The following is a 22,227-nucleotide window of genomic DNA, read 5'->3' on the forward strand; positions in this document are numbered from 1 at the left end:
GGCGCAAACAGGCGGTGTGTTAAGCCATAAAATGGTCTGGTAGCCAGCCTTATGCGGTCACTTCCTGCATCATCAGAGTACGTGCTACCTGAAGCAACTGCTGGTCCTGCCAACGGTTTGCTACTAGCTGCACGCCCACGGGCATACCTGCGGTACCGTCGCTGAGCGGAAGATTGAGACACGGTACGCCGAGCAGGGTCCAGGCACGATTATAAAGCGGGTCGCCGGTGGGCTCGCCCACAGGGGCCACACCGGGGGCACTGGCTGCAAGAATCACATCAACCTCACTCTCAAACACTCGACTCAATGCCTGCTGCTGAGTATCAGCAGCACGTTTTGACTGTAGATAACCCATGTAGCTGATCGCTTTACCCTCTTCGATAAGCTCGACCAGTTTGGGGCCCATCTTATCGGCGAAGCGTGCGTACTCGCTGGCCAGACTCTGAGCAGCCTCATAGGCCAATATCACTTTCTGATGCTCAACCAGCGCCTCATATTGCTCATCCAGGGCCAGCGGTACCAGCTTGGCGCCAGCCTGTTCAAAGCGCGCTTGAGCATGGGCAAGGGCCTGCTCAACATCGGCATCAAGTGGTATATTTCCGGGTAGGCTGTGAACCCCCACCCGCACGCCAGCAAGGCTCTCCAGAGGTGTGATAATCGGCGCCCGCGTCAGCGCAGAGAAGGTGGTGCAAATATCCTCAATATGCCGCGCGAACCAGCCCAGGGTATCCAATGAAGACGCGAAAGACTTCACGCCATCAGCACTCACTGTATTAAAGGTCGGCTTAAAGCCAAAAACCCCGCAATAACTCGCCGGGCGTATTATGCTACCCGCCGTTTGTGTTCCGAAGGCAAGCGGCACCATGCCAGCCGCCACCGCCGCTGCGGAACCGCTGGAAGAGCCGCCAGGTGTACGTGATGTGTCATGAGGGTTACGGGTTTTACCGGGCGTGAAGTAGGCAAACTCGGTAGAAACCGTCTTCCCCATAATCAATGCGCCCTGCTCTTTTAGCAGTGTCACTAGGGCAGCATCGACCACCGACCCTGCGGAGTGAAGGTAACCACGGGTACCCCAGCGGGTTGGCAGGTCAACGGTATCGATAATGTCTTTAATGCCGACCGGCACTCCGTAGAGAGGACGTTTGGCAAGGCGAGCATCCGGTATGGCAGGCTCTGACGCCAGAGCTTCCCAGGCCTGTACTTCAGGCTCACGCTGATCGATACGCGCCGCGCAGGCGTGCCACCAGTCAAGAGGCTCGGCCTGCCCATCCGCTAGGGCGATTTGATAGGCATCAATGGTCATCGTTGAATCATGGTTCACATTACGTCTCCACTTAAGCGCAGCGGCTAAATAAACCGCTCAGACAATCAATTTCAGGCCAACCAGCAGCATCAATAGCGCAAACAGACGTCTGAGCAGCCGCGGTGACAAGTGATGAGCGAGCCTGACGCCGTATCTAGCGCATGGCACGCTGAATAGTGCGATACCTGCAAAGGCGGGCCAATAAAGATACCCCGTACTGTAGGAAGGCAGAGCCGCCTGACCGTAACCGGTCATCATAAAAGTAACGGCACCCACTAGGGCAATCGGCAGTCCACAGGCCGCTGACGTGCCAATGGCCTGAGCCAAATGGGCTCCGCTGCGCGCTAACCAGGGCACACTAAGCACCCCACCACCAACGCCAAACAGCGCCGAAAAGGTACCGATAAACGTTCCTGCCGCGAACATCGCTGGGTGGCCAGCGGGGCTCTGGCCTGGGGTAGGCGGTTTAGCGAGCAACATGCGTAGCGCCAACAACAGCATAAACACGCCAAAGTAGCGCTCCAGCAGGTCGGCGCGCAGTTGGCCTGCAATCACCCCGCCGAGTACCGCGCCGAGCATCAGCCCTGGCAGCATGCGTTTTAATAGCTCAACCACCACCGCCCCTTGCTTCCAGTGGCCTAAAGCGGAAGAGGCACCCGTTACTGTAATAATCGCCAGCGAAGTGCCAATAGCCAAATGAATGACAACCGCAGAATCAATGCCCTGCTGATTGAAAGCCACCATCAGCGCGGGCACGATGACCACGCCTCCACCAATGCCAAACAAACCGGCGATAACGCCAGCCACGCTGCCCACAAAGCAGAAAAAAAGTAGCGCTGACAGCATGCAGGCCTTGCTCCAATAACAGTGCCGGGTAGGGTTGTTACCCCACCCGAGCATTAAGCTGCTGATAAATTTATTCAACAACCTCGCTAGCAAAAGAGGCGTCTACAATATCGTCATAGTACATCTCGCCCATACACACTGCCTCCTGACTTACAGGCAAGCAGTATGAAGGCTGACGTTTAAATTAAAGGAATGAGTAGCTAAGTAATGGCCTCATCATAAAGATAACAAGCAACCGTATGCTCCTTGGCAATCAGCCGCCGCTGAGGAGAGGGCTGTTGAGGAAAACTCACCGTGAGCTGAGTATCCTCATGCCTTACATTTGCCGCTTGTGCAAAGGCGGGGTGTTTGGCAGTTAATATCGCTAGTAATTCACGCTCCGCTTGGTCTACATCCCGTCCTTCCACAGACAATTGTACGTTGGTCTCCTGCACCTTCGGATCACCCAGCCATTGAATAGTTTTGCCAGCAATACGCCACTCACTCATCGCTGTGGCTACATCTCGCCCTTCCCAACCACAGTGTGGCATGGCCTTGGGGCATCGGGTGTGAAAGTGGCAGCCATTAGGCGGCTCAACGGCGCTGGGGATTTCACCCGCACTTTCCAACGGCGGTTTTATCACCGTTGGGTTAGGTTCAGGGCTCGCATCCAACAGTAACTGGGTATAAGGGTGCTTACGCTCGCGTATCACCTGCTCCGTGGGTCCCACTTCAACGATTTCACCCAAGTACATAATTGCAGTACGGTCAGCTACGTAGCGGATTGTAGGCAAGTCGTGGCTCACGTACACAAAGGAGATGCCAAGCTCATTGCGGAATCGATGCATTAGATTTAGCACCCCCGCACGAATCGACACATCGAGCATGGAGACCGGCTCATCGGCAATAATGATGCGCGGTTCCAGCACAATCGCCCGGGCAATCGCGACACGCTGACGCTGCCCGCCCGACAGCTCATGGGGAAAACGATCACGATAGAGCTCGGCGGGTTTTAATCCCGCCCGTTCGAGCGCTTGAACCACTTGCTGCTCCAGCGCCTCGCCCTCTGCCAGGCGATGAATAATCAGCGGCTCACCGACAATATCGAAGATGGTAAAACGTGGGTTTAATGTTTGGTAAGGGTCTTGAAAGATCATCTGCGCGCTGCGTCGAAAGGCCTTTAGCTCAGCGCCTTTCAGTTGCGCGATATTGTTCCCTTCAAAGCGTATTTCCCCTTCAGTGACATCTTGCAGGCGCACCAACATCTCGCCCGTGGTGGTTTTACCCGACCCCGACTCGCCCGCCAAGCCCAGGATTTCCCCTTCACGAAGATCAAAATTGATGCCGTCGACGGCGTGTACCTTACGGTCTTGATGGCGCCCTCGCAGCCCATCCATAAAACCTTGTTCAACCGGGAAGTGCTTTTTCAACCCCGCGACTTCCAACAATGTGGCAGCGTCAGTGGCGACCGGATGAAGATTACCCGCCCCTTGCACCGGCTCGTTCAAACGCTCCCCAACCACTGCCCAGGTATCATTAAGCGCCGCCTGAACGCGAAAGACATCAGCTTTTTCGGGGTAGTGGCAGGCCGCTTGGCGATCATCACCTACGTCTTGCAGCGTAGGCACTTCTTGTTGGCAGCGTGAGGTGGCAAATGGGCAGCGCTCGGCGAACCGGCAGCCCGGGGGAGGATTCAGCAGGTCAGGCGGACTACCGGGAATCGAAATTAGCTCACGCTGGGCGCCTTCCAAGGTAGGAAAAGCATTGGTTAAGCCCATAGTGTAAGGGTGGAATGGAGTACCAAACACCTCGCGTACCGGGCCCGTTTCCATGATTTGGCCGCCATACATCACCGCTACCCGGTCACAGGTTTGCACCACTACGGAAATATCGTGGGTAATAAATAGCAACCCCATGCCCCGCTCACGGCGCAGCTTGGAAAGCCGTGCCAAGATTTGCGCCTGGGTGACCACATCCAGTGCAGTGGTGGGCTCATCGGCAACGATCAGCTTGGGGTCTAACGCCAGCGCCATGGCAATGACTGCACGCTGCTTCATCCCGCCGCTCATCTCATGCGGGTAAGCCGTTAACCGTCCAGGGTCAATGCCCACCGAGCGAAACAGCTCTTCGGCATGAGCCCACGCCGCTTTCTTATCGATACTAATATGAGCATTCATCGCTTCCAGGATCTGGTCGCCCACGGTATAGACCGGGTCTAACGCATTCATGGCGGCTTGGGATATCCAGGCAATCTCTTTCCAGCGCACTTTACGCATCGACTCTGCGTCAAGCTCAATAAGATTACGACCATCAAACTGAATACGACCGCGGGGCACTTCGCCATTGGGTGGCAGCAAACGCAGCATGGCTTTTGCCGCAGTGGTCTTGCCACAGCCCGACTCGCCCACCAGCCCCAACGCTTCACCAGGTCGAAGGTTGAAGCTAATGCCATCCACCGCTTTGACCGGCCCGGCTCCTGTCCGGTAATGAATGGCTAAATCATCGACGGTTAACAAATGTTCATGACTCATCGACGGGCCCTCAAGCGTGGATTGGCAACTAGCTCAAGTGAGCGCGAAATAAAGAACACCGACAGCACGGTAATCATGATGAATAGCCCTGGCGGCAGGTTCCACCACCAAGCTTCACGCCAAGCCCCCGACAAACGCGCATTGTGCAGAATGCCGCCCCAGGAGATTGACTGCGGCGGCCCTAGGCCCAAAAACGACAAGGTAGCCTCGGCAATAATCGAGACACCCACGATGATCGCCAGCTCCAGAAACACCAGTGGCATCACATTGGGAAAGATATGTAGATACATAATGCGCAGGTCAGAAGCACCGGCTACCCGGGCGGCTTTTACAAATGGTCGTTCGCGCAAGCTAAGCACCTGGGAACGAATCAGTCGCGCCACCGTGCGCCATGTGAGCAAGGAAACCGCCAGTATTACGATAAACAGACTAGGCTCGAAGAGCAGTACCAGAATAAGAGCAAACGGCTCAAATGGTATGCCGTACATTACATCCACCGTGCGCATTAACACCGTCTCGGTGCGACCACGGAAGTAACCGGCTACCAGCCCTACGTTGGCGCCAATCAGCACCACCAGCACCGCACCCAAAAAGCCTACTAATAGCGCTATGCGCGAACCATGCACATTCTGGCTAAACAGATCACGCCCTAAGTGATCAGTACCAAACCAGTGTTCCCGTGAGGGCGGTGCCAAGCGATTCACAAAACGGTCGGAGCCAATGGCGTAATAGCCATCATCGGTCACCATCATGGCGCGCAAATGGCGCTCTTCATCAGTATCAGCTAATGTCCAACCATCGTCTTGGCGCTCTAAAATGATTCCGCTACGCCCTACCGCAAAGGCTTCGCCCTCTTCGGTTATCCAACCCGCGCGCATGGCGCGGGAGTCTGGCGAAGTGGCGGCGACCCAGTCACTGTCGATGGCTTCACGGGTGAGCAAGGTACCCCGTTCACCGACGATTAAGCCCGCGCCATTAGTGGCTAAATGAATGTGGTTAAGCCCGCGGTTGGTCGGTAAACGCTCACGTAGTACATCGCCCTCTGGAGTGAGACGCAAAACGAGCCCACGTTCACCTACCACCCAAACACTTTCATCAGCATCTACGGCAGCGGCATTAAGCGTCACGCCACGGTTGACCGGACTTTCCAGCACCTCAATATCGAGAACATCGTCCTGCCAAGTGAGTTGCCAGAGCGTTTCTGACTCGCCGACGACCATCGCCACATCAGGATTGCTCCAGGCAACCCCCAGTAGGTTAACGGCAGTAGGGGTTTCAAGGGCATGCCACTGTTGCTCACGCCACAGCGCCATTGCACCATTTTCGCCAACCGCCAGGGCATCGCCTTGGGCATTAATTGCCACGGCATTCAGCGTTTCGGTGAGGGTGTTTTCCTGGGGTGTCCACTCGCCCTCTTCAAACCGCCAAACCACCCCTTGATTGCCGACCGCCATGCCTACTCCGTTAAAGTAGTAGGCATCATTTAAGGTGTGTTCACCTAGGGCGGGCGCGAGGTTCCAGCGTACTTGCCCCTCTTCCACACTACGCACCATCAATGAGCCCTCTTCACGCTCATTAACTGCAAGGGGTGCATGGGTTGAGAGAAAAGGCGCAAACAGCGCCATGGCGACGATCGAAAGCAATACGGCCAAGCCGATTAGAGCTAAACGATCACCCAGAATGGCGCGCAGAGGCTCCTGTAACCCTTTGATTAGTTTTTTCATCATCATTTGAAGCTCACCCGCGGATCTAACAAGGTGTAGAGAACGTCAACCAGCAAGTTGAGGGTGATCACGAACGCCGCCATGACCAGAAAGCTCGCTTGGGCAAGGGGGAAGTCAGAGGTGCGTACCGAGTTGAGTATCTCGCGCCCTAACCCTGGCCACGAGAACACGACTTCAACCACCACCTGGCCACCTGCGGCCAAACCGATGGTAACCGCCAACTGGGTGACCACCGGTAGCAAGGCATTGCGCGCCGCATGGGCATACAAAATGCGACGCTCGGGTAAGCCCTTGGCACGGGCCATTTCAATAAAATCCTCGCCGTACACTTCCAGCATGGTGTTGCGCATGATCAGCAGCGGCGAGCCAAGGTAATAGAGCGCTACAATCAAGGCGGGGAGGATTAAGTGGTGGAGAAAATCGAGGGTAAATATCTTGTCGAAAAATCCACTGGCGTTATAAGGCAGGGTGCGCATACCGCTGGTGGGTAGCCAACCAAGCCCTATGCTGAATACCAGTATCGCAATCATGCCGGTCCAAAACATCGGTGCCGAACGAAACATTAAACCGACAAAAATACCGCTGGTATCTGCTCGGCTGCCGCGCCGCCAGGAGAGCCAGGCCCCCAGCGGGGCGCCAACGGCATAGGCCAGCACAATGGCAGGCAGCATTAAAATCATCGTGTTGCCAAGCCGTTCCCAGATGATATCGGCCACCGGCGCACGATAATGAAACGAATACCCAAAATCGCCCTGGAGCACATTGCCCAAATAGATAAAGTATTGAACCCAAATAGGACGATCAAGCCCGAAACTGGCGCGAATACGCTCGCGCTCTTCAGGGTTTAGCCCTTCGGTTATCAGCGCTGCTGTGGGGTCGGGAAGACCTAAACGAAACAGAAAAAACAGCAAGGTGGCGATAATAAACAGCGCCATGACGCCGTGGATCACACGGCGAATCAGGTAGCTTCTGCGTGATGACATGAGAGCTTCTCTTGAAAGGTATCAGGCCGTCGCCAAAACAAGTAAAAGTACAGAACAAGTAGGCGGACGGCCTGTTGCTAAGCTAGTAACGACTGCTGTTATTGAACGTGTTTAACGAACAATCCGGCCGTCGCTATCCCAGGAGTAGCCGGCTTCTTCAAGTTCAGCGCGTGCAGCCTCCATGTCAAAATCAAAGCGCTCGACAAAAGACTCATGCCAGAAGGTATTCACGGGGGCAATAATGCTAGAACCCACTTCACCACGGCCATCAAGTAGTACATTCACCATGCGCTCGCGATCCGTTGCCATGGTGAGCGCCCGGCGTACAGCTCGGTCATCAAACGGCTCTCGCAGGGTGTTATAGGTCATGTGGAAGTAACCAAAGTCAGGCACGTTGACGACGGTTAAGTGCTCTTCGCCCTCTGCTAAGCTGATCTGACCCGGCTCCATACGCCAAGCTGTCACATCAATTTGGCCTGTTTGCAAGCCGGTATAGACCCCTTCCATATCGGCATAAATAATAAACTCAACGCCATCTATATCGATTTCATCGGCATGGAAGTGATCTTCAAACTTACTGATCGCCATAAATTCACCGCGATCAAAACGCTCATACTTAAATGGGCCGGAACCAATGGTGGGCGTATCCGAAGGCGATAGCGACGAGGCATCTTCGATTTCAGACCAAATGTGTTCGGGCAGAATGGGAATTTGTGACAGCGAAATACTGGCAAACGAAGCGGAAGGCTCTTTCAGGTGAAAATGAACGGTAAGCTCATCGATCTGCTCAGCGTTATCCAGCACCGACAGGTAGCTACTGAAATAACCGTACTGCTGATCCAAATAGTAATTATAGGTAAAGGCGACATCTTCAGCGGTGACGGCTTCGCCATCATGGAAGGTCATGCCATCACGGAGCGTTATGGCAATGGTGGTATCGTCGACTTGATCAACCGACTCAGCGGCCCAGGGCAGTGGCTCAACATCCGCGGAAAGACGCACTAACCTGTCATAGTAGAGACGCATCCACTTCCAACCCCACACCGAGGTTGAAGAGAGTGGGTTCAGGTTATCCGGTTCTTGAGGGCCACCAATTCGCAGTGTTTTACGTTCTCCCTCGGCGACGGCTTCCATGGGCCCCCACTCACTATAGAGACCTTCACCAGCCATGGGGTTAAAACCGCCAAACGCCTCATGATTAAAGGCCACGACTTCATCTCGGTGAAAGAGCACGACAACCGGAATATCAGATTTATATAGCTCCTGCATTTGCATCACGATCTGCTGGCGCTCGTCTAAATCAAACTCCTGGGATTGCGCATCAAACAGTTCATCGAAATCGCTATTTGCATAACCGCCAGGGTTATTCCCCCCCAGGTAGGCTTCTCGAGAATCGAGCGTACTTAAAAAGAACTGGGGGTCTAACCGGTCTGTGCGCCCACTCCAACCGAGAATGGTGACGTCAAAATCCTGTTGGTCGTAAAAGCGCTCTAATGCCGTACTGAACTCAGTAGGTGCGACGTTCACATCAAAGCCAAGCTCCCGCCAACGTTCCGCCACAATAAAGGCTGCTTCATAGCGGATTGGGTCGTAGGATTCAGTAGTGGTGGTTAAGGTGATTGAGGGAAGCGGCTCTTGGGCCGCAGCAGAGAGGGGAATGGAGGCAAGCCCCACGCTTGCCATCGTTAACCACAGTTTCTTTGCAACAAGACCTTTGGCAGTACGGTTTTTTCTTCGGTAGATCACGGCCATTCCCTCTCTGCTGTATTGAGTTTTATATAAGCGCAGGATGAGTACTTACCTACTTAACTCAGACAACTTAGAGGGAGCGTTTCAACGCTGTCAAGAGTTATTGGTCGGGTAGACCGGACGATTGCTCGTTCCGGCCCCCCACAGATCCGAGCGTGCGCGATTGACGCACTCGGCTCCTCAACCGTCAGGTTCACACGAAGGACGCTCGGTGCACGATTCTCGCTCGCGGTAACGGGAGTGTCAGCAACAGTTGCCTTGCCTTCTCCCACGGGAACCATCCTCTCTGCGATCGCCTCCTGAGCCACTTGATCCAGGTTGTCTGAACCCTGTATTGGAAGCGTTGCAGAGACTCGATGTTGTGGGTTATCCCGTAGTACGCATAGTGCCCCATAACCTTTCGACAGAGTTGGCGGTGCTGATCACGCAGGGGCAGGTGGCGGTTGGCTCGGCACCACAGCGAAATTCGCTTCAGGCCTCGCTTGAACCGGTCCTTGGCCGTTTTCTGCTTGATGATCCAGCGTCCACGCAGGGACTTCCCCCAGTAATAGGTAAAGCCCAGGAAGTCGAAGGTCTCGGCCCGTAGCTCGCGATGTGGCCGAAACCGTACCAGCCGAGTCTTGGTCGGGTGCAGGGTAAGGCCGAAGCGCGCAAAGCGCTTGGCCAGTACCTCCAGCACCTTGCGGGCATCAGCTTCGTTGCTGAAGGCGAGCACGGCATCATCGGCGAAGCGCACCGAGAATGCCCGTCCGCGCAGGCGTGGTTTGACGTCTTGCTCAAACCACTCATCCAGCACGTAGTGGAGGTAGACATTCGCCAGCAAGGGAAATCACACCCCCTTGTGGGCTGCCTATCTCGCCCTTCTGCCATTGCCCGGCGTCCAATACCCCGGCCTTGAGCCACTTGCCGATCAGGCGGAGGATCACGCCGTCCTTCACTCGTTGCTGCAGAAACGCACGCAGGTGCTGGTGGTCGATCGTGTCGAAGAAGGCTTTGATGTCCAGATCAATGACCCAGCCTCCGCCCATCGACATCAGGCCATTCCTCACCGTTCCGATGGCCTGATGCGCCGAGCGCCCCGGCCGGAAACCATACGAGCACTCGTGAAAATCATGCTCATAGAGCGGCTCCAGCAGGGCCACCACGGCACGTTGCAGGACCTTGTCTTCGAAGGTAGGAATGCCAATCGGCCGTGTGGAGCGCCCGTCTCCCTTGGGAATATTGACGCGCCGCACCGGCGGCGCCCGGTAGCGACCGCTCTTGGCCGCTTCCAGCAGACGCTGGACGTTAGCCTCGAAGTCGCGCGCGAAGTCGTCCGCCGTCTGGCCGTCGATCCCGACGGCGCCGTCACGGCGCGTCATCAGGTAGGCCGTCCTCAGCCACTGGGCGTCGATATGATGCGCCAGTGACGTGAAGGCACGCTGCGGGAAGCGCTCTGCCAGCGCTGCTATCCGCACTTGTTTCGTGGACATGACCTCAGGTTCCTGTGCACCTGTCATGTTGCCCTCGTGCAGTTCTGATGATTGGCCGCCCCTTCCCTCCAGCGGGTCCCGTCGAGTAGGTTCCCCGCCTTCTTCGGTACTATGAGCGACTCCGACTCCCGCCCTTCCATCCGGCTGGCTCCTTATGGTCGCCTGGCCGTACCCCCTGAGTGCCTGTTGTTTGCTTCCGGTACCGTCAGGCACGACAGCACCGACCGGGAGCTTTCGCCGCAGGCAGCCCCATGCCTGTACCTTTGTCGTTCAGAGGAGAAGGACGGGCCTCCCAGGTTCCTGGGAAACCCCTGTATGGACATGCCCTGCTCTTCGACCCCGGCGGCCCTTCCCTGCCAAGCCATACGGCAGGGTCGTGTTGCCTTCCAGCATTTGAAAACTGTCGGCGACTGCCACTACCACAATTTCGGGGCTCTATCACACGGCCTATCCACTCGCTGTGTACGCTTCGCAGCGGCGGTTACCCGACACCACGCAACACTCGCTGCCGGCTGGTGGCTAGCCTTGGCCGGGTGGGACTTTCACCCACTGGGTTTCACGACATCCTTTCCACCTTCTCGGTTTCCCGGATGTCCAGGCTTTGCCTGGCGCACTCAAATTCTGTGTATGGCCGGTCAGGCGGCAGTCCTGTCTGACTGATCGGTCAAGGGTTCGCCGTCCTTGAACTGGACGTTGTTCACGACCAGCTCCAGCTTGTTGAACCCCTTGATCCGCTTCCAGCGCTTCTGGGCGCTCTGAAGCAGCTTGAAGACCATCGCCAGGGTCGTCGCTCTGGAGCCGCAGTTCCGGCTGCGCTTGCTCCGCAGGCGGACCGTGGCGAAGGTCGACTCGATCGGGTTGGTGGTGCGGATATGCACCCAGTGTTCTGCCGGGTAGTCATAGAACGCCAGCAGCTCCTCCCGATCCTTGGCCAGGCACTCCATGGCTCTGGGGTACTTGGCCTCGAAGCGTTTCACCGTGCGATCGAAAGCCTTGTGCGCCTCATCGCGGGTCTCGGCCATCCAGATCTCATGGAGGTCGGCCTTGACCTTGGGCTGCACGGATTTCGGCAGTTTATTCAATACGTTGGCAGTCTTGTGGACCCAGCAGCGCTGGTGCTCGGTCTCTGGATAGACCTTGCTCAACGCCGCCCAGAAGCCCATGGCGCCGTCGCCAACCGCTAGCTTGGGGGCCGTCGTCAGCCCGCGCTCGCGTAGCCCCGTGAGCAGCTCTTTCCAGCTGGCCTCTGACTCACGCTGCCCATCCTCGACGACGACCAACTCCTTGCGGCCCTGCTCAGTGACGCCGATGATCACCAGCAGACACAGACGGTCATCCATGCGCACGTTGCTGTACACGCCGTCAGCCCACCAGTAGACGTAACGCTGGTCTGCGGTCGCGCTTCTGCCAGTCGGTATGCTCGTCCTCCCACTGCTTCTTGAGACGCGACACGGTGTTGGCCGAGAGTCCCTTGGCACGGTCACCCAGCAGGGCCGACAGGGCCTCCGGTAGTCGCCGGTAGAGACTCCCTTCAGGTAGAGCCAGGGGATCAGCTCCTCGATGCTGCGGGCCCGCTTCAGGTAGGGCGGCAACAGCGCGCTGCTGAAGGTCACCCCGTCGCCACTGCGGTCACGGACGCGGGGCACCTTGATCTCGACGTCGCCGATACCGGTTTGCACGGTGCGCTCCGGCAGGTAGCCGTTGCGGACGACGACACGGCGGCCGTCTTCCAGCGTCTTGTCGGCATATTGCTCCAGAAACGTGCTCAACTCCGCCTCCACGGCCTTGGCGATCAGGTCTCGGGCCCCTTTGCGCAGCAGCTCATGCAACGGATCAGTAGCGCCGGTGTCTGGCTGCGTCACGGCTTGGAGAGTAGAATTGCTCATGGCGTATCCGTCCTATGTTGGTTGTGATCTGGCGAGATCAATCAACAGGATACGCCACCCTCTCTACTGCCCTCCATACACAAGAACTGAGCTTAACTCCGCTGTCAAACGCTTACTTCAACGCTAAATGCCATCAAATTCCAGCGAATGGCGCAGCATTTCACGTACTGGTGCCGTCTCTGGTCGCACATTACGCCATAAAAAAAACGACTCCGCGGCTTGTTCAACCAACATACCCAAGCCATCGAGAAGCTTCGCACCGCGCGGCCCAGCCCACTGTAAAAACACCGTTGGCTCCGAGCCATACATCATGTCGTAAGCCCAAGCATTCGCGGCAAAGAGTTCATCTGGCAGCGGTGGCAAATCGCCCGAAAGACTAGCACTGGTGCCATTAATGACCACATCAAATAGACCGCTGACGGTTTCAAAACCACCGCCCTGGATATTTCCCAGGTCAGCAAAATCGCTGGCCAGCTGCTCGGCTTTGGCGGCGGTGCGGTTCACCACGACGACCTCGCAGGGCTGCTCGGCAAGCAATGGTTCTAGGATGCCCCGCACGGCGCCACCGGCCCCTACCACTAACACTCGCTTTCCAGTCAACGCAACGCGGTGATAGGCCAAGTCACGCACCAGGCCTACACCATCAGTATTATCGCCATAGGTGCGACCATTGCCGCCGACAATGAGCGTATTTACTGCCCCTGCCCTACGGGCACGATGGCTCAATGTATCGCACAGCGCGAAAGCCTCACCTTTGAACGGCACGGTCACATTCGCCCCACGCCCACCGGCATCTACAAACGCATGCCACGCGCCAGCAAAGCCATCTAGTGGTGCTTCCTGGGCAGTATACTCAATGGTTTGCTGCACTTGATGGGCAAATTCCGCTTGAATGAGCGGTGACTTGGAGTGTTTGATTGGATTGCCAAACACACAGTAGCGATCGGTCATGATGGCTCTCCTTTATTTTCAGAAACCGTTTTAGAAAATGGTTCAGAGGAAGTTTTAGAAAACGGTTCAGCAGACTTTTTAGCAGCCGCTTCAGAAAATTCACCCAGCCAGTCGCGAGCATGTAGAAAATCATTTAAGCGCGCTTCAGCGCTGCCTGGCTCTGGTTCAAAGGCATATTCCCAGCGTGCTAATGGCGGCATCGACATCAAAATCGATTCGGTGCGTCCGCCGCTCTGCAGGCCAAACAGGGTGCCGCGGTCCCATACCAGATTAAACTCCACGTAGCGACCACGGCGGTAAAGCTGAAAATCACGCTCTCGCTCACTCCAGGCATCATGCTTACGGCGCTCAACAATCGGCAGGTAGGCTTCTAAAAAACTATCACCTACCGCCCGCTGAACGGCAAAGCAGTCGGCAAATTCGCCCTCGTTTAAGTCATCGAAAAACAGCCCACCCACGCCGCGGGTTTCATCGCGGTGCTTAAGGTAGAAGTACTCATCGCACCAGCTTTTATAGCGCGCGTAAACCTCCTCTCCAAAGGGGTCGCAGGCGGCTTTTGCCACTTTATGCCAGTGCACTACATCTTCCATGACGGGATAAAACGGCGTTAAGTCAAAGCCGCCGCCAAACCACCATACCGGCGGCTCACCGACTTTTTCAGCAATAAAAAAGCGTACGTTACCGTGGCTGGTGGGGACATGGGGGTTTTCAGGGTGCAGCACCCAGGACACACCCACCGCGTGAAAACTACGCCCGGTCAATTCAGGACGTGCAGCGGTGGCGGAAGGCGGCAGTTGTGTGCCATAAACGTGGGAGAAGTTGACGCCCCCCTTTTCAAATACGTTGCCATTGGTCATTACTCGCGAACGACCGCCGCCGCCCTCTTCACGCTCCCAGCTATCTTCTTTGAACTGAGCTGCTCCGTCAGCTTGCGCCAATCCAGCGCAGAGGCGTTCCTGCAGATCGAGAAGGTAGTGTTTGACGTCGTCGAGGTGTTCGTGGGCCACGGTAGCTCCTGGTGAGATGAATCGTGAGTCGTGAGTCGTGAGTCGTGAGTCGTGAGTCGTGAGTCGCTGACAGTGTGACGAAGCCGAGCGGCTAGTCACGCATCACTTTGCCGGTCACTAAATCGCGGATGGTGCTGGGTTTGGCATTGCCGCCCAATTCGCCCGCCACGATAGCTGCGACGTCATCGCTAAAGATCGTGGCGACTTCTTCCGCGCTCATGGCGGGCGGATCGCCTGCACGGTTAGCGGAAGTGGAGACGAGCGGCCCGCCAAAGGCTTCACAAAGCGCTTTCATCAGCGGGTGGTCGGTCACGCGCAGGGCCACGCTCTGGTGAGCGCCGCGCACGAGGCCATGGCTACGGCCATTATCGGGCACCAGCCACGTATTGGGGCCAGGCCAACTGGCGGCCAGCGGCGCATGCAGCGCCAAGGGTAGCTGGCTCAGCCAGGGCTGGAACTGTTGAATACTGGCCGCCACCAGAATAACGCCCTTGGCCGGGTCACGCTCTTTCATGCGCATCAGGTGCGCCAGCGCCTCGTCATTGTCCGGGTCACAGCTCAACCCCCACACGGCTTCGGTAGGGCAGGCAATCACTCCCCCTTCCCGTAGCGCCTGCACCGCTGCTTTCACGTCAACCGCCGTTTTCATGGACGCTCCTACTGGCTATCGAACCATCAGATCAAGAAAGCGCCATCTTACCATGCTGCCGTCAGCCGAACCCAGCCACCCGCACGCTGGGCCACCTGCCCTTCCAGCTCCAGCATCAACAGCCGCTGCTGACACTCACTGACCGACAGCCCCGTGCTCTGCACCAGCCAGTCGATGGGCGTGGGGGAAGGCCCCAGCGCGTGCAGCAGGCGGTCAGGCGGCTCTGTCTGGGCAGAGTCTGTCTGGGCAGAGGGCGTTGGCAACATCGGCGCGGGGGCCGCAGGCGAGGCCGTCTCGGCAGGCGCTGCCTCCGAGGGCGTGAGCATCGGCCAATAATGCGGTGCCCAGTGCTGCAGCTCGGCCAGAATGTCCTCCACGTGGCGCACCAGCGTCGCGCCATTGCGCAACAGCTGCAGGCAACCACGGGCTTGAACGTTATGCAGCGACCCCGGCAGGGCAAACAGCTCTCGTCCCTGCTCCAGCGCCAGCCGGGCACTCACCAGCGAGCCGCTTTTCTCGGTGGCTTCGACCACCAGGGTCCCCAACGAAAGCCCGGTGACGATGCGGTTGCGGCGTGGAAAAAAGGCCGGACGCGCCACGGTGCCCGGCGGGTGTTCGGAAAGCAGCAGCCCGCCGGGCTGGGTGCTCAGCTGCTCGTGCAGCTCGCGGTGGCGCGCCGGATAAATGACGTCCACCCCACACCCCAGCACGGCGATCGAATGCCCTCCGGCGGCCAGCGCGGCGCGCTGGGCAACGCCATCGACGCCCAGCGCCATACCGCTGACGATGCACCAGCCACGGCTGGCCAGCTCACGGGCAAACGCCTGGGCATGGCCACTGCCTTCGGCGGTCGGTTTGCGGGTACCCACCATGGCCAGGCCCGGGCCCTCCAGCGCCTGCAAATCCCCTTGTGCCCACAGCACCACGGGCGGGTCCGGCAATTGGTTCAGCAGCGCAGGCCAGGCCGGGTGGTCGCGGTGCAGCAGATGACGATGGGGCGCCTTATCAAGCCACGCCTCGGTCTCTTCCACCACCTTTTGAAGCGGGCTGCGCTGAGGCTGCGCCAGCCATAATCTGAGGGCATTGGCCGCCGCACTGGGCAGCGCCGCCAGCCAGCCCTGGGGCCACTGGGGCGAGCGGGCCACCAGCTGTGCAATACGGGTTGCGCCCATGCCGGGCAGTGCATTGATTACCAGCCACTCCCTGGCGTCCATCGCCACCTCCTTTTCATCGTTCGAGTACCCCTGCGGCTTACCGGGCTATGTACAAAAACCAAGCTATGTACAAAAACCAAGCTATGTACAAAAACCAGGTTATGTACGAAAACCAGGCTGAGTACGAAATGCACGAAAACTAGCGCTGAGGAGATCTCACCACGTCACCCACGGCCAACACATTGGAAGCCTGCATGACCAGCGCATAGCTCATGTGACTGTAGGGTTTGAAGATCATCACGAGGCCCGCCTCGGTGGCGGGCAACTGAATCAGCTCCTGGGTGCGCGGGTCGTTGACCACTTCGCCCTGCTGATCGACACGCAGGACATGGCCGGGCTGCAAGCCATCCTGGGTGCCTAGATCCAGCGCCACGACCTGCAGTCGGCCAATGAAGCGAACGCCGCCTGGCACGGCCACGATCCGCCCAGCCACCTGGTTCAGCGGCGCCCTGGGAGTAAAGGCCTCGCTGATCGGAATATCTTCCAGTGGCAGGAGGATGTCGTTGTTGCGCACTTCCTGGTTGGCATTCAGTACTTCGACACGTGAAATATCGCCTTCACTGCTGATGCGCCGCGCTTCGCCGATACTGATCAACTCGTCGCCCAGCAGGGTGCCGTCTGCTGCCAGGTAAGGCTCGCCAGGGCGATAGATGCCCAGCCGCTGGCGGGCGGGCAGCTCGCCACGCACATAGAGCGTATCCCCGGCACCGCTGATCAGCCGCTGGTTGTCGCCACCCACCACATAGGCCAACTCCTGAATGTCCTCACCCGGCTCGACCACCCGGTGGTCGCGCAAGAAAGAACGCACCACGTCCATGGGAATGGGCGTGATCGCTTCCCGCTCGGGAACGCTGCGCATTTGTGGCGATAGCCGCACCACACTCTGACCACGCTCCAGTGTCAGGCACGGCTGGCCATCACTGCGCAGCCGCTCCCAGGCGTGCGCCGCCGGGCTTAGCGCCAGCACCGCCAGCAGCACCCCAAACACGCTGTGATACAACGGCTTTCTAGCCACCATCCCGTTCTCCCCTCGTTATCCCCTGATGATTGTTTGAAGCAGTTGCGGGGGCGCCACGGCGCGGCGCGTGCCCAGGAACGCTTATGGCGTGATATAGTGGTCAATATAAAGCACTTAGGCCCGCCAACCCAGCGCGGCGCCTGCTCATCTTCAAGACTCTGCATAAACGGTGACGGTAACGCCATGGCCAAACTTCCTATTCTCGTATTTCCTGACGAGCGCCTGCGCACCAAGGCGGTCGCGGTGGAAACCGTGGACGACGAGGTCCGCCAGCTCGTGGATGACATGCTGGAGACCATGTACGACGCCCGTGGAATCGGCCTGGCCGCCACGCAAGTCGACGTGCACCGCCGGGTGGTGGTCATGGATGTCAGCGACGACAACTCCCAGCCGCTGGTGATGATCAACCCGCGCTATGAGCCTATCGGCGAAGAGCGCGAGCCGCTGTCGGAAGGCTGCCTGTCGATTCCTGAGTATTACGCCGAAGTACCGCGCTACCTGAAGGTCAAGCTGACGGCGCTGGACCGCCACGGCGAGCCCTACGAGCTGGAAGCCGACGGCTTGCTGGCCCACTGCATTCAGCATGAGTACGATCACCTGGAAGGCGTGCTGTTCGTGGATTATCTGTCCCCGCTCAAGCGCGACCGGGTCATGAAAAAAATGCAGAAACGCTACAAGCAGATGAACGACGCCTGACCCCGGTTGCGTCATCTGGCCCTGGGCCGAGCTGACAACGTTGCCCCACAAGCTTACCTGTGACGACAACGCTGCCTCTCGGCCCTCCTGCGTTTCATCGGCAGCACTTTCTCTTTTCACTCAAGGGCTCTCCACCATGTCACCGTTACGCGTTGTTTTTGCTGGCACGCCAGACTTCGCCGCCTCCAGCCTTGCTGCCCTTCTCGACAGCGAACACGAAGTGGTGGCGGTCTACACCCAGCCCGACCGCCCTGCCGGTCGGGGACGTAAACTCACTCCCAGCCCGGTCAAACAGCTGGCTCAAGCCCAGGCGCTGCCGGTGTATCAACCCGTCAGCCTGAAAGACGCCGAGGCCCAGGCCGAGCTGGCGGCCCTGAACGCCGATGTGATGGTCGTGGTGGCCTATGGGCTGCTGCTCCCCCAGGCAGTGCTGGATACGCCGCGCCTGGGCTGCATCAACGTACACGCCTCGCTGCTTCCCCGCTGGCGCGGCGCGGCGCCCATCCAGCGCGCCATCGAAGCGGGCGACAGCGCCTCGGGCGTCACCATCATGCAGATGGATGCGGGTCTGGATACCGGCGCCATGCTGCACGAAGTGCGCACCCCGATCACGCCGCGCACCACGGGCGGCGACCTGCACGACCGCCTGGCCATTCAAGGGGCCAATGCGCTGATCCACGTGCTGGACAACCTCGACAACGGCAGCCTTCAGGCCACCGCCCAGCCCGACGAAGGCGTCACCTACGCTGCCAAACTCAGCAAGGCCGAGGCCGAACTGGACTTCTCTCAGCCTGCCGAGCAGCTGGCGCGCAAGATTCGCGCCTTCAACCCCTGGCCCGTGGCCTGGTGCGCGCTGGGCAGCGACCGCCTGCGCCTGCTGATGGCCAGCGTCGAGCCCGGCGAGCAGCCCGCCTGCCCACCGGGCACGCTGCTGGCGCACGGTGAAGAGCACCTGCGCATTGCCTGCGGCGCCCAGGGCCAGGAGGTCTTGTGCGTCAGCCGAGCGCAACTGCCCGGCGGCAAGGCCATGGCCGTCCGTGACTTGTTGAACGCTCGCCAAACGCCGCTGACCGTGGGCCGTTGCCTGGGCCAGTCGCTGGAAGGACCCCAGCCACTGAAAGGAGCCGCCCAATGAACCTACCGCGCACACCCACGGGGAGCGGACTGGACGTGCGTGCGGCGGCGGCCAGAAGCCTGGTGCCGATCCTCACCGACAAGGGCTCCCTGGCGGGGCTGGACGAGCACAGCGTAGTAGCTAGGGACCGCGCGCTGCTCAAGGAGCTGTGCTATGGCACCTGCCGCCGCTTGCCGCGCCTTCAGGCGCTGGCCCAACGCCTGCTGAAGCAGCCGTTCAAGAAGCGCGACGCCGACGTTCAGGCCCTGCTCCTGATCGGTATTTATCAACTGCTCTACATGCGTACCCCGGCCCACGCCGCCGTGGGCGAAACCGCCGGCGCCGCCCGCCTGCTGGACAAGGAGTGGGCAACACGAGTGCTCAATGGCTGCCTGCGACGCCTGCAGCGCGAAGCCGACGCGCTGCAGGCCGAGGTGGACCGTGATGAAAGCGTCGCCCTGGAGCACCCCCAATGGCTGCTGGGCAAGCTGCGCAGCGCCTGGCCCGACCAGTGGCGGGCCATCGCCCAGGCCAACAACGAGCCCGGCCCGATGACACTGCGCGTCAACCAGCGGCACAACGACCGTGAAACCTACCTCACGCGGCTCACCGAGCAGGGGTTGGGCGGCGAGCTGTGCCTGCACGCCCCGGACGGTATTACGCTGCACACCCCCTGCGACGTAACCGTACTGCCCGGCTTTGCCCAGGGGCACGTCAGCGTACAGGACGAAGCCGCCCAGCTGTCGGCCGCTCTGCTGGGCCCGGCCCTGGCCCCCAGGCCCGGCGCCCATGTGCTGGATGCCTGCTGCGCCCCAGGCGGCAAGACGGCCCATTTGCTGGAGCAGTTCGATATCGCCCTGACAGCGCTGGACAGCGACAATCAGCGCCTGGCGCGTGTCGATGACACCCTCGCTCGGCTGGGGCTCGCTGCAGAGCTGAAACATGCCGATGCGACCACCCGCGACTGGTGGAGCGGGACGCCGTTCGATGCCATTTTGCTGGATGCCCCCTGCTCCGGCACGGGCGTGATTCGCCGCCATCCGGACATCAAGGCCCTGCGCCGCAAGGAGGACATTCGTCAGCTGGCCAGCCTGCAGCAGCGCCTGCTCGACAACCTGTGGCCGCTGCTCCGCCCCGGCGGTACGCTGCTCTACGCCACCTGCTCGGTGCTGCCGGAAGAGAACAGCGGCCAGATCGAGGCCTTCCTGGCCCGCACCCCCGACGCCCGGGCCACCACGCCGAACGATGTGGCCTGGGGCGAGCCCAGTGGGCCGGGCAGGCAACTGTTTCCCGCACAAAACAGTCACGATGGCTTTTTTTATGCCAGACTGGAGAAGCAGACTGCCTAAGGCAAGCGCCTGGCCTCAGGGGCATTAGGCAGTGAATTCATGACAAGGATGGAGAACACATGAGTCATCACACCTACAAGCACATCGAACTTACCGGCTCTTCCGAAAAAGGTATTGAGGAAGCCGTGCAGAACGCGTTGGCCAAAGCGTCCGAAAGCGTGCACAACATGCGTTGGCTGGAAGTGACCGATACGCGCGGTCACATCGAAGATGGGCGTGTTGCCCACTGGCAGGTCACGATCAAGGTCGGCTTCACGCTGGAGTAATCGTCACCTGCTTTTCGACGGCGGCTGGTTTACACTGGCCGCCGTCTTTGTTGCAGCGCACACCGCGTGCTGATAAAACGCTGGCGCTCATAACGGAACCGATGCTTAGCGATGAAAATCATCATTCTCGGCGCCGGCCAGGTCGGCGGCACCCTGGCGGAGCATCTTGCCCGCGAGGAAAACGACATCACCGTCGTCGACACCGACGGCGCCAGGCTACGCGAGCTGCACACCAAGCTGGATATCCGCACGGTCACCGGTGCGGGCTCCTATCCCATCGTGCTGCGCCAGGCAGGCTGCGAAGACGCCGACATGCTGATCGCGGTGACCAACACCGACGAGATCAACATGATCGCCTGTCAGGTGGCCCACACGCTGTTTCGCACCCCCACCAAGATCGCGCGGGTACGCTCCACGGCTTACCTCACCCGCAAGGGCCTGTTTGCCCACGAAGCCATTCCCATCGACGTCTTGATCAGCCCGGAACAGGTGGTGACCGACCACGTGCGCCGTTTGATCGAGCATCCCGGCGCCCTGCAGGTGCTGGAGTTTGCCGGAGGGCTGGTGCAGCTGGTGGCGGTGAAAGCCTTCTATGGCGGCCCGCTGGTGGGCCAGAATCTCGCTTTCCTGGGCAAGCACATGCCCAACGTGGAAACTCGCGTCGCCGCCATCTACCGGCGCAATCGACCGATCATCCCCCAGGGCGACACGGTCATCGAAGCCGACGACGAAGTGTTCTTCCTGGCGGCACGGCGGGATATCCGCGCGGTGATGAGCGAGCTGCGCAAGGTGGAGCGCGACTTCCGCCGGGTGGTGATTGCCGGGGGTGGCAACATCGGCGAACGCCTGGCGGAGCATCTGGAGCATAGCCATCAGGTCAAGATCATCGAGCACAGCCTGGAGCGCTGTACCACGCTCTCGGAACGGCTGGACCGCACCGTGGTGCTGCACGGCAGCGCCACCAGCAAGCGCCTGCTGGAAGAAGAGAACATCGAGGATTGCGACATCTTCTGCGCCCTGACCAACGACGACGAGGTGAACATCATGTCGTCGCTGCTGGCCAAGCGGCTGGGGGCCAAGAAGGTGCTCACGCTGATCAACAACGCCGCCTACGTGGACCTGGTCCAGGGTGGCGATATCGATATCGCCATTTCACCGCAGCAGGCCACCATCGGCAGCCTGCTGACCCACGTGCGCCGGGGCGATATCGTCAACGTGCACTCCCTGCGCCGGGGCGCGGCGGAAGCCATCGAGGCCATTGCCCACGGCGACAAGCAGTCTTCCAAGGTGGTGGGCCGCACCATCGATGAGATCGAGCTTCCCGAAGGCACCACCATCGGTGCCGTGGTGCGCGGCAAAGAGGTGATGATTGCCCACGGCGACGTGCGTGTGGAGAGCGGTGATCACCTGATTCTGTTCGTGATCGACAAACGGCGTATCCGCGACGTCGAGCGGCTTTTCCAGGTGGGATTGACGTTTTTCTAGGAACC

The 22,227-nt window shown here is 59.2% G+C and carries 17 protein-coding genes and 1 pseudogene; 5 read left to right on the forward strand and 13 right to left on the reverse strand.

Going from position 1 to position 22,227, the window contains the following annotated elements; all coding sequences use genetic code 11:
- Window positions 1-49: 49 nt before the first annotated feature.
- The 13 genes and pseudogenes from KVY02_RS14795 to KVY02_RS14860 form a co-directional block, all read right to left on the reverse strand.
- Entirely contained in the window at window positions 50-1,321 is a 1,272-nt protein-coding gene (locus tag KVY02_RS14795; protein ID WP_256357507.1) for an amidase, read from the reverse strand.
- 39 nt (window positions 1,322-1,360) lie between these two features.
- Entirely contained in the window at window positions 1,361-2,149 is a 789-nt protein-coding gene (locus tag KVY02_RS14800) for a sulfite exporter TauE/SafE family protein (protein WP_218313818.1), read from the reverse strand.
- Window positions 2,150-2,349: 200 nt separating this feature from the next.
- Window positions 2,350-4,659, reverse strand: a complete 2,310-nt coding sequence (locus tag KVY02_RS14805; protein WP_218313819.1) for an ABC transporter ATP-binding protein — start codon at window positions 4,657-4,659, stop codon at window positions 2,350-2,352.
- Entirely contained in the window at window positions 4,656-6,389 is a 1,734-nt protein-coding gene (locus KVY02_RS14810) for an ABC transporter permease subunit (RefSeq protein ID WP_218313820.1), read from the reverse strand. The genes KVY02_RS14805 and KVY02_RS14810 overlap by 4 nt, the downstream gene beginning before the upstream one ends.
- On the reverse strand, window positions 6,386-7,366 hold the full coding sequence (locus KVY02_RS14815; protein WP_218313821.1) for an ABC transporter permease: 981 nt from the start codon (window positions 7,364-7,366) through the stop codon (window positions 6,386-6,388). The genes KVY02_RS14810 and KVY02_RS14815 overlap by 4 nt, the downstream gene beginning before the upstream one ends.
- A 111-nt stretch (window positions 7,367-7,477) precedes the next feature.
- Window positions 7,478-9,118 carry an ABC transporter substrate-binding protein gene (locus KVY02_RS14820; protein WP_218313822.1) on the reverse strand — a complete coding sequence of 547 codons (1,641 nt, stop codon included), beginning with the start codon at window positions 9,116-9,118 and terminating at the stop codon, window positions 7,478-7,480.
- A 190-nt stretch (window positions 9,119-9,308) separates the two neighbouring features.
- A pseudogene (gene ltrA / locus KVY02_RS18385) lies at window positions 9,309-10,614 on the reverse strand (group II intron reverse transcriptase/maturase).
- 608 nt (window positions 10,615-11,222) lie between these two features.
- Window positions 11,223-12,473, reverse strand: a complete 1,251-nt coding sequence (locus KVY02_RS14835) for an IS256 family transposase (protein WP_256357508.1) — start codon at window positions 12,471-12,473, stop codon at window positions 11,223-11,225.
- 123 nt (window positions 12,474-12,596) lie between these two features.
- Window positions 12,597-13,424, reverse strand: a complete 828-nt coding sequence (gene aroE / locus KVY02_RS14840) for a shikimate dehydrogenase (RefSeq protein ID WP_218313824.1) — start codon at window positions 13,422-13,424, stop codon at window positions 12,597-12,599.
- Window positions 13,421-14,431 carry an oxygen-dependent coproporphyrinogen oxidase gene (hemF, locus tag KVY02_RS14845; protein ID WP_218313825.1) on the reverse strand — a complete coding sequence of 337 codons (1,011 nt, stop codon included), beginning with the start codon at window positions 14,429-14,431 and terminating at the stop codon, window positions 13,421-13,423. Before hemF ends, aroE begins: the two co-directional genes overlap by 4 nt.
- Window positions 14,432-14,522: 91 nt before the next feature.
- Window positions 14,523-15,080, reverse strand: coding sequence for an L-threonylcarbamoyladenylate synthase (locus tag KVY02_RS14850; protein WP_218313826.1), 558 nt, complete (start codon window positions 15,078-15,080; stop codon window positions 14,523-14,525).
- A 47-nt stretch (window positions 15,081-15,127) separates the two neighbouring features.
- Window positions 15,128-16,294 (reverse strand): DNA-processing protein DprA, encoded by a 1,167-nt coding sequence (dprA, locus tag KVY02_RS14855; protein ID WP_218313827.1) that lies wholly within the window; start codon window positions 16,292-16,294, stop codon window positions 15,128-15,130.
- 139 nt (window positions 16,295-16,433) lie between these two features.
- The gene (locus tag KVY02_RS14860; protein ID WP_218313828.1) at window positions 16,434-17,312 is read right to left on the reverse strand and encodes a peptidoglycan-binding protein; all 879 of its coding nucleotides are present in this window, start codon (window positions 17,310-17,312) and stop codon (window positions 16,434-16,436) included.
- Between the two features lie 183 nt (window positions 17,313-17,495).
- Between KVY02_RS14860 and def the strand changes: the two genes are divergently transcribed.
- From def to trkA, 5 genes are all read left to right on the forward strand, one after another.
- Window positions 17,496-18,008, forward strand: coding sequence for a peptide deformylase (def, locus tag KVY02_RS14865; RefSeq protein WP_081136606.1), 513 nt, complete (start codon window positions 17,496-17,498; stop codon window positions 18,006-18,008).
- A 136-nt stretch (window positions 18,009-18,144) separates the two neighbouring features.
- Window positions 18,145-19,143 (forward strand): methionyl-tRNA formyltransferase, encoded by a 999-nt coding sequence (fmt, locus tag KVY02_RS14870; RefSeq protein WP_100732357.1) that lies wholly within the window; start codon window positions 18,145-18,147, stop codon window positions 19,141-19,143.
- Window positions 19,140-20,471, forward strand: a complete 1,332-nt coding sequence (rsmB, locus tag KVY02_RS14875) for a 16S rRNA (cytosine(967)-C(5))-methyltransferase RsmB (RefSeq protein ID WP_218313829.1) — start codon at window positions 19,140-19,142, stop codon at window positions 20,469-20,471. Before fmt ends, rsmB begins: the two co-directional genes overlap by 4 nt.
- A 59-nt stretch (window positions 20,472-20,530) precedes the next feature.
- On the forward strand, window positions 20,531-20,737 hold the full coding sequence (locus KVY02_RS14880) for a dodecin (RefSeq protein WP_016914940.1): 207 nt from the start codon (window positions 20,531-20,533) through the stop codon (window positions 20,735-20,737).
- Between the two features lie 111 nt (window positions 20,738-20,848).
- Complete coding sequence (gene trkA / locus KVY02_RS14885) at window positions 20,849-22,222, forward strand: Trk system potassium transporter TrkA (RefSeq protein WP_016914941.1); 1,374 nt, start codon at window positions 20,849-20,851, stop codon at window positions 22,220-22,222.
- The last annotated feature ends 5 nt before the right edge of the window (window positions 22,223-22,227 follow it).

The organism is Halomonas sp. 18071143 (assembly GCF_019211725.1).
GTDB lineage: Bacteria > Pseudomonadota > Gammaproteobacteria > Pseudomonadales > Halomonadaceae > Vreelandella > Vreelandella stevensii.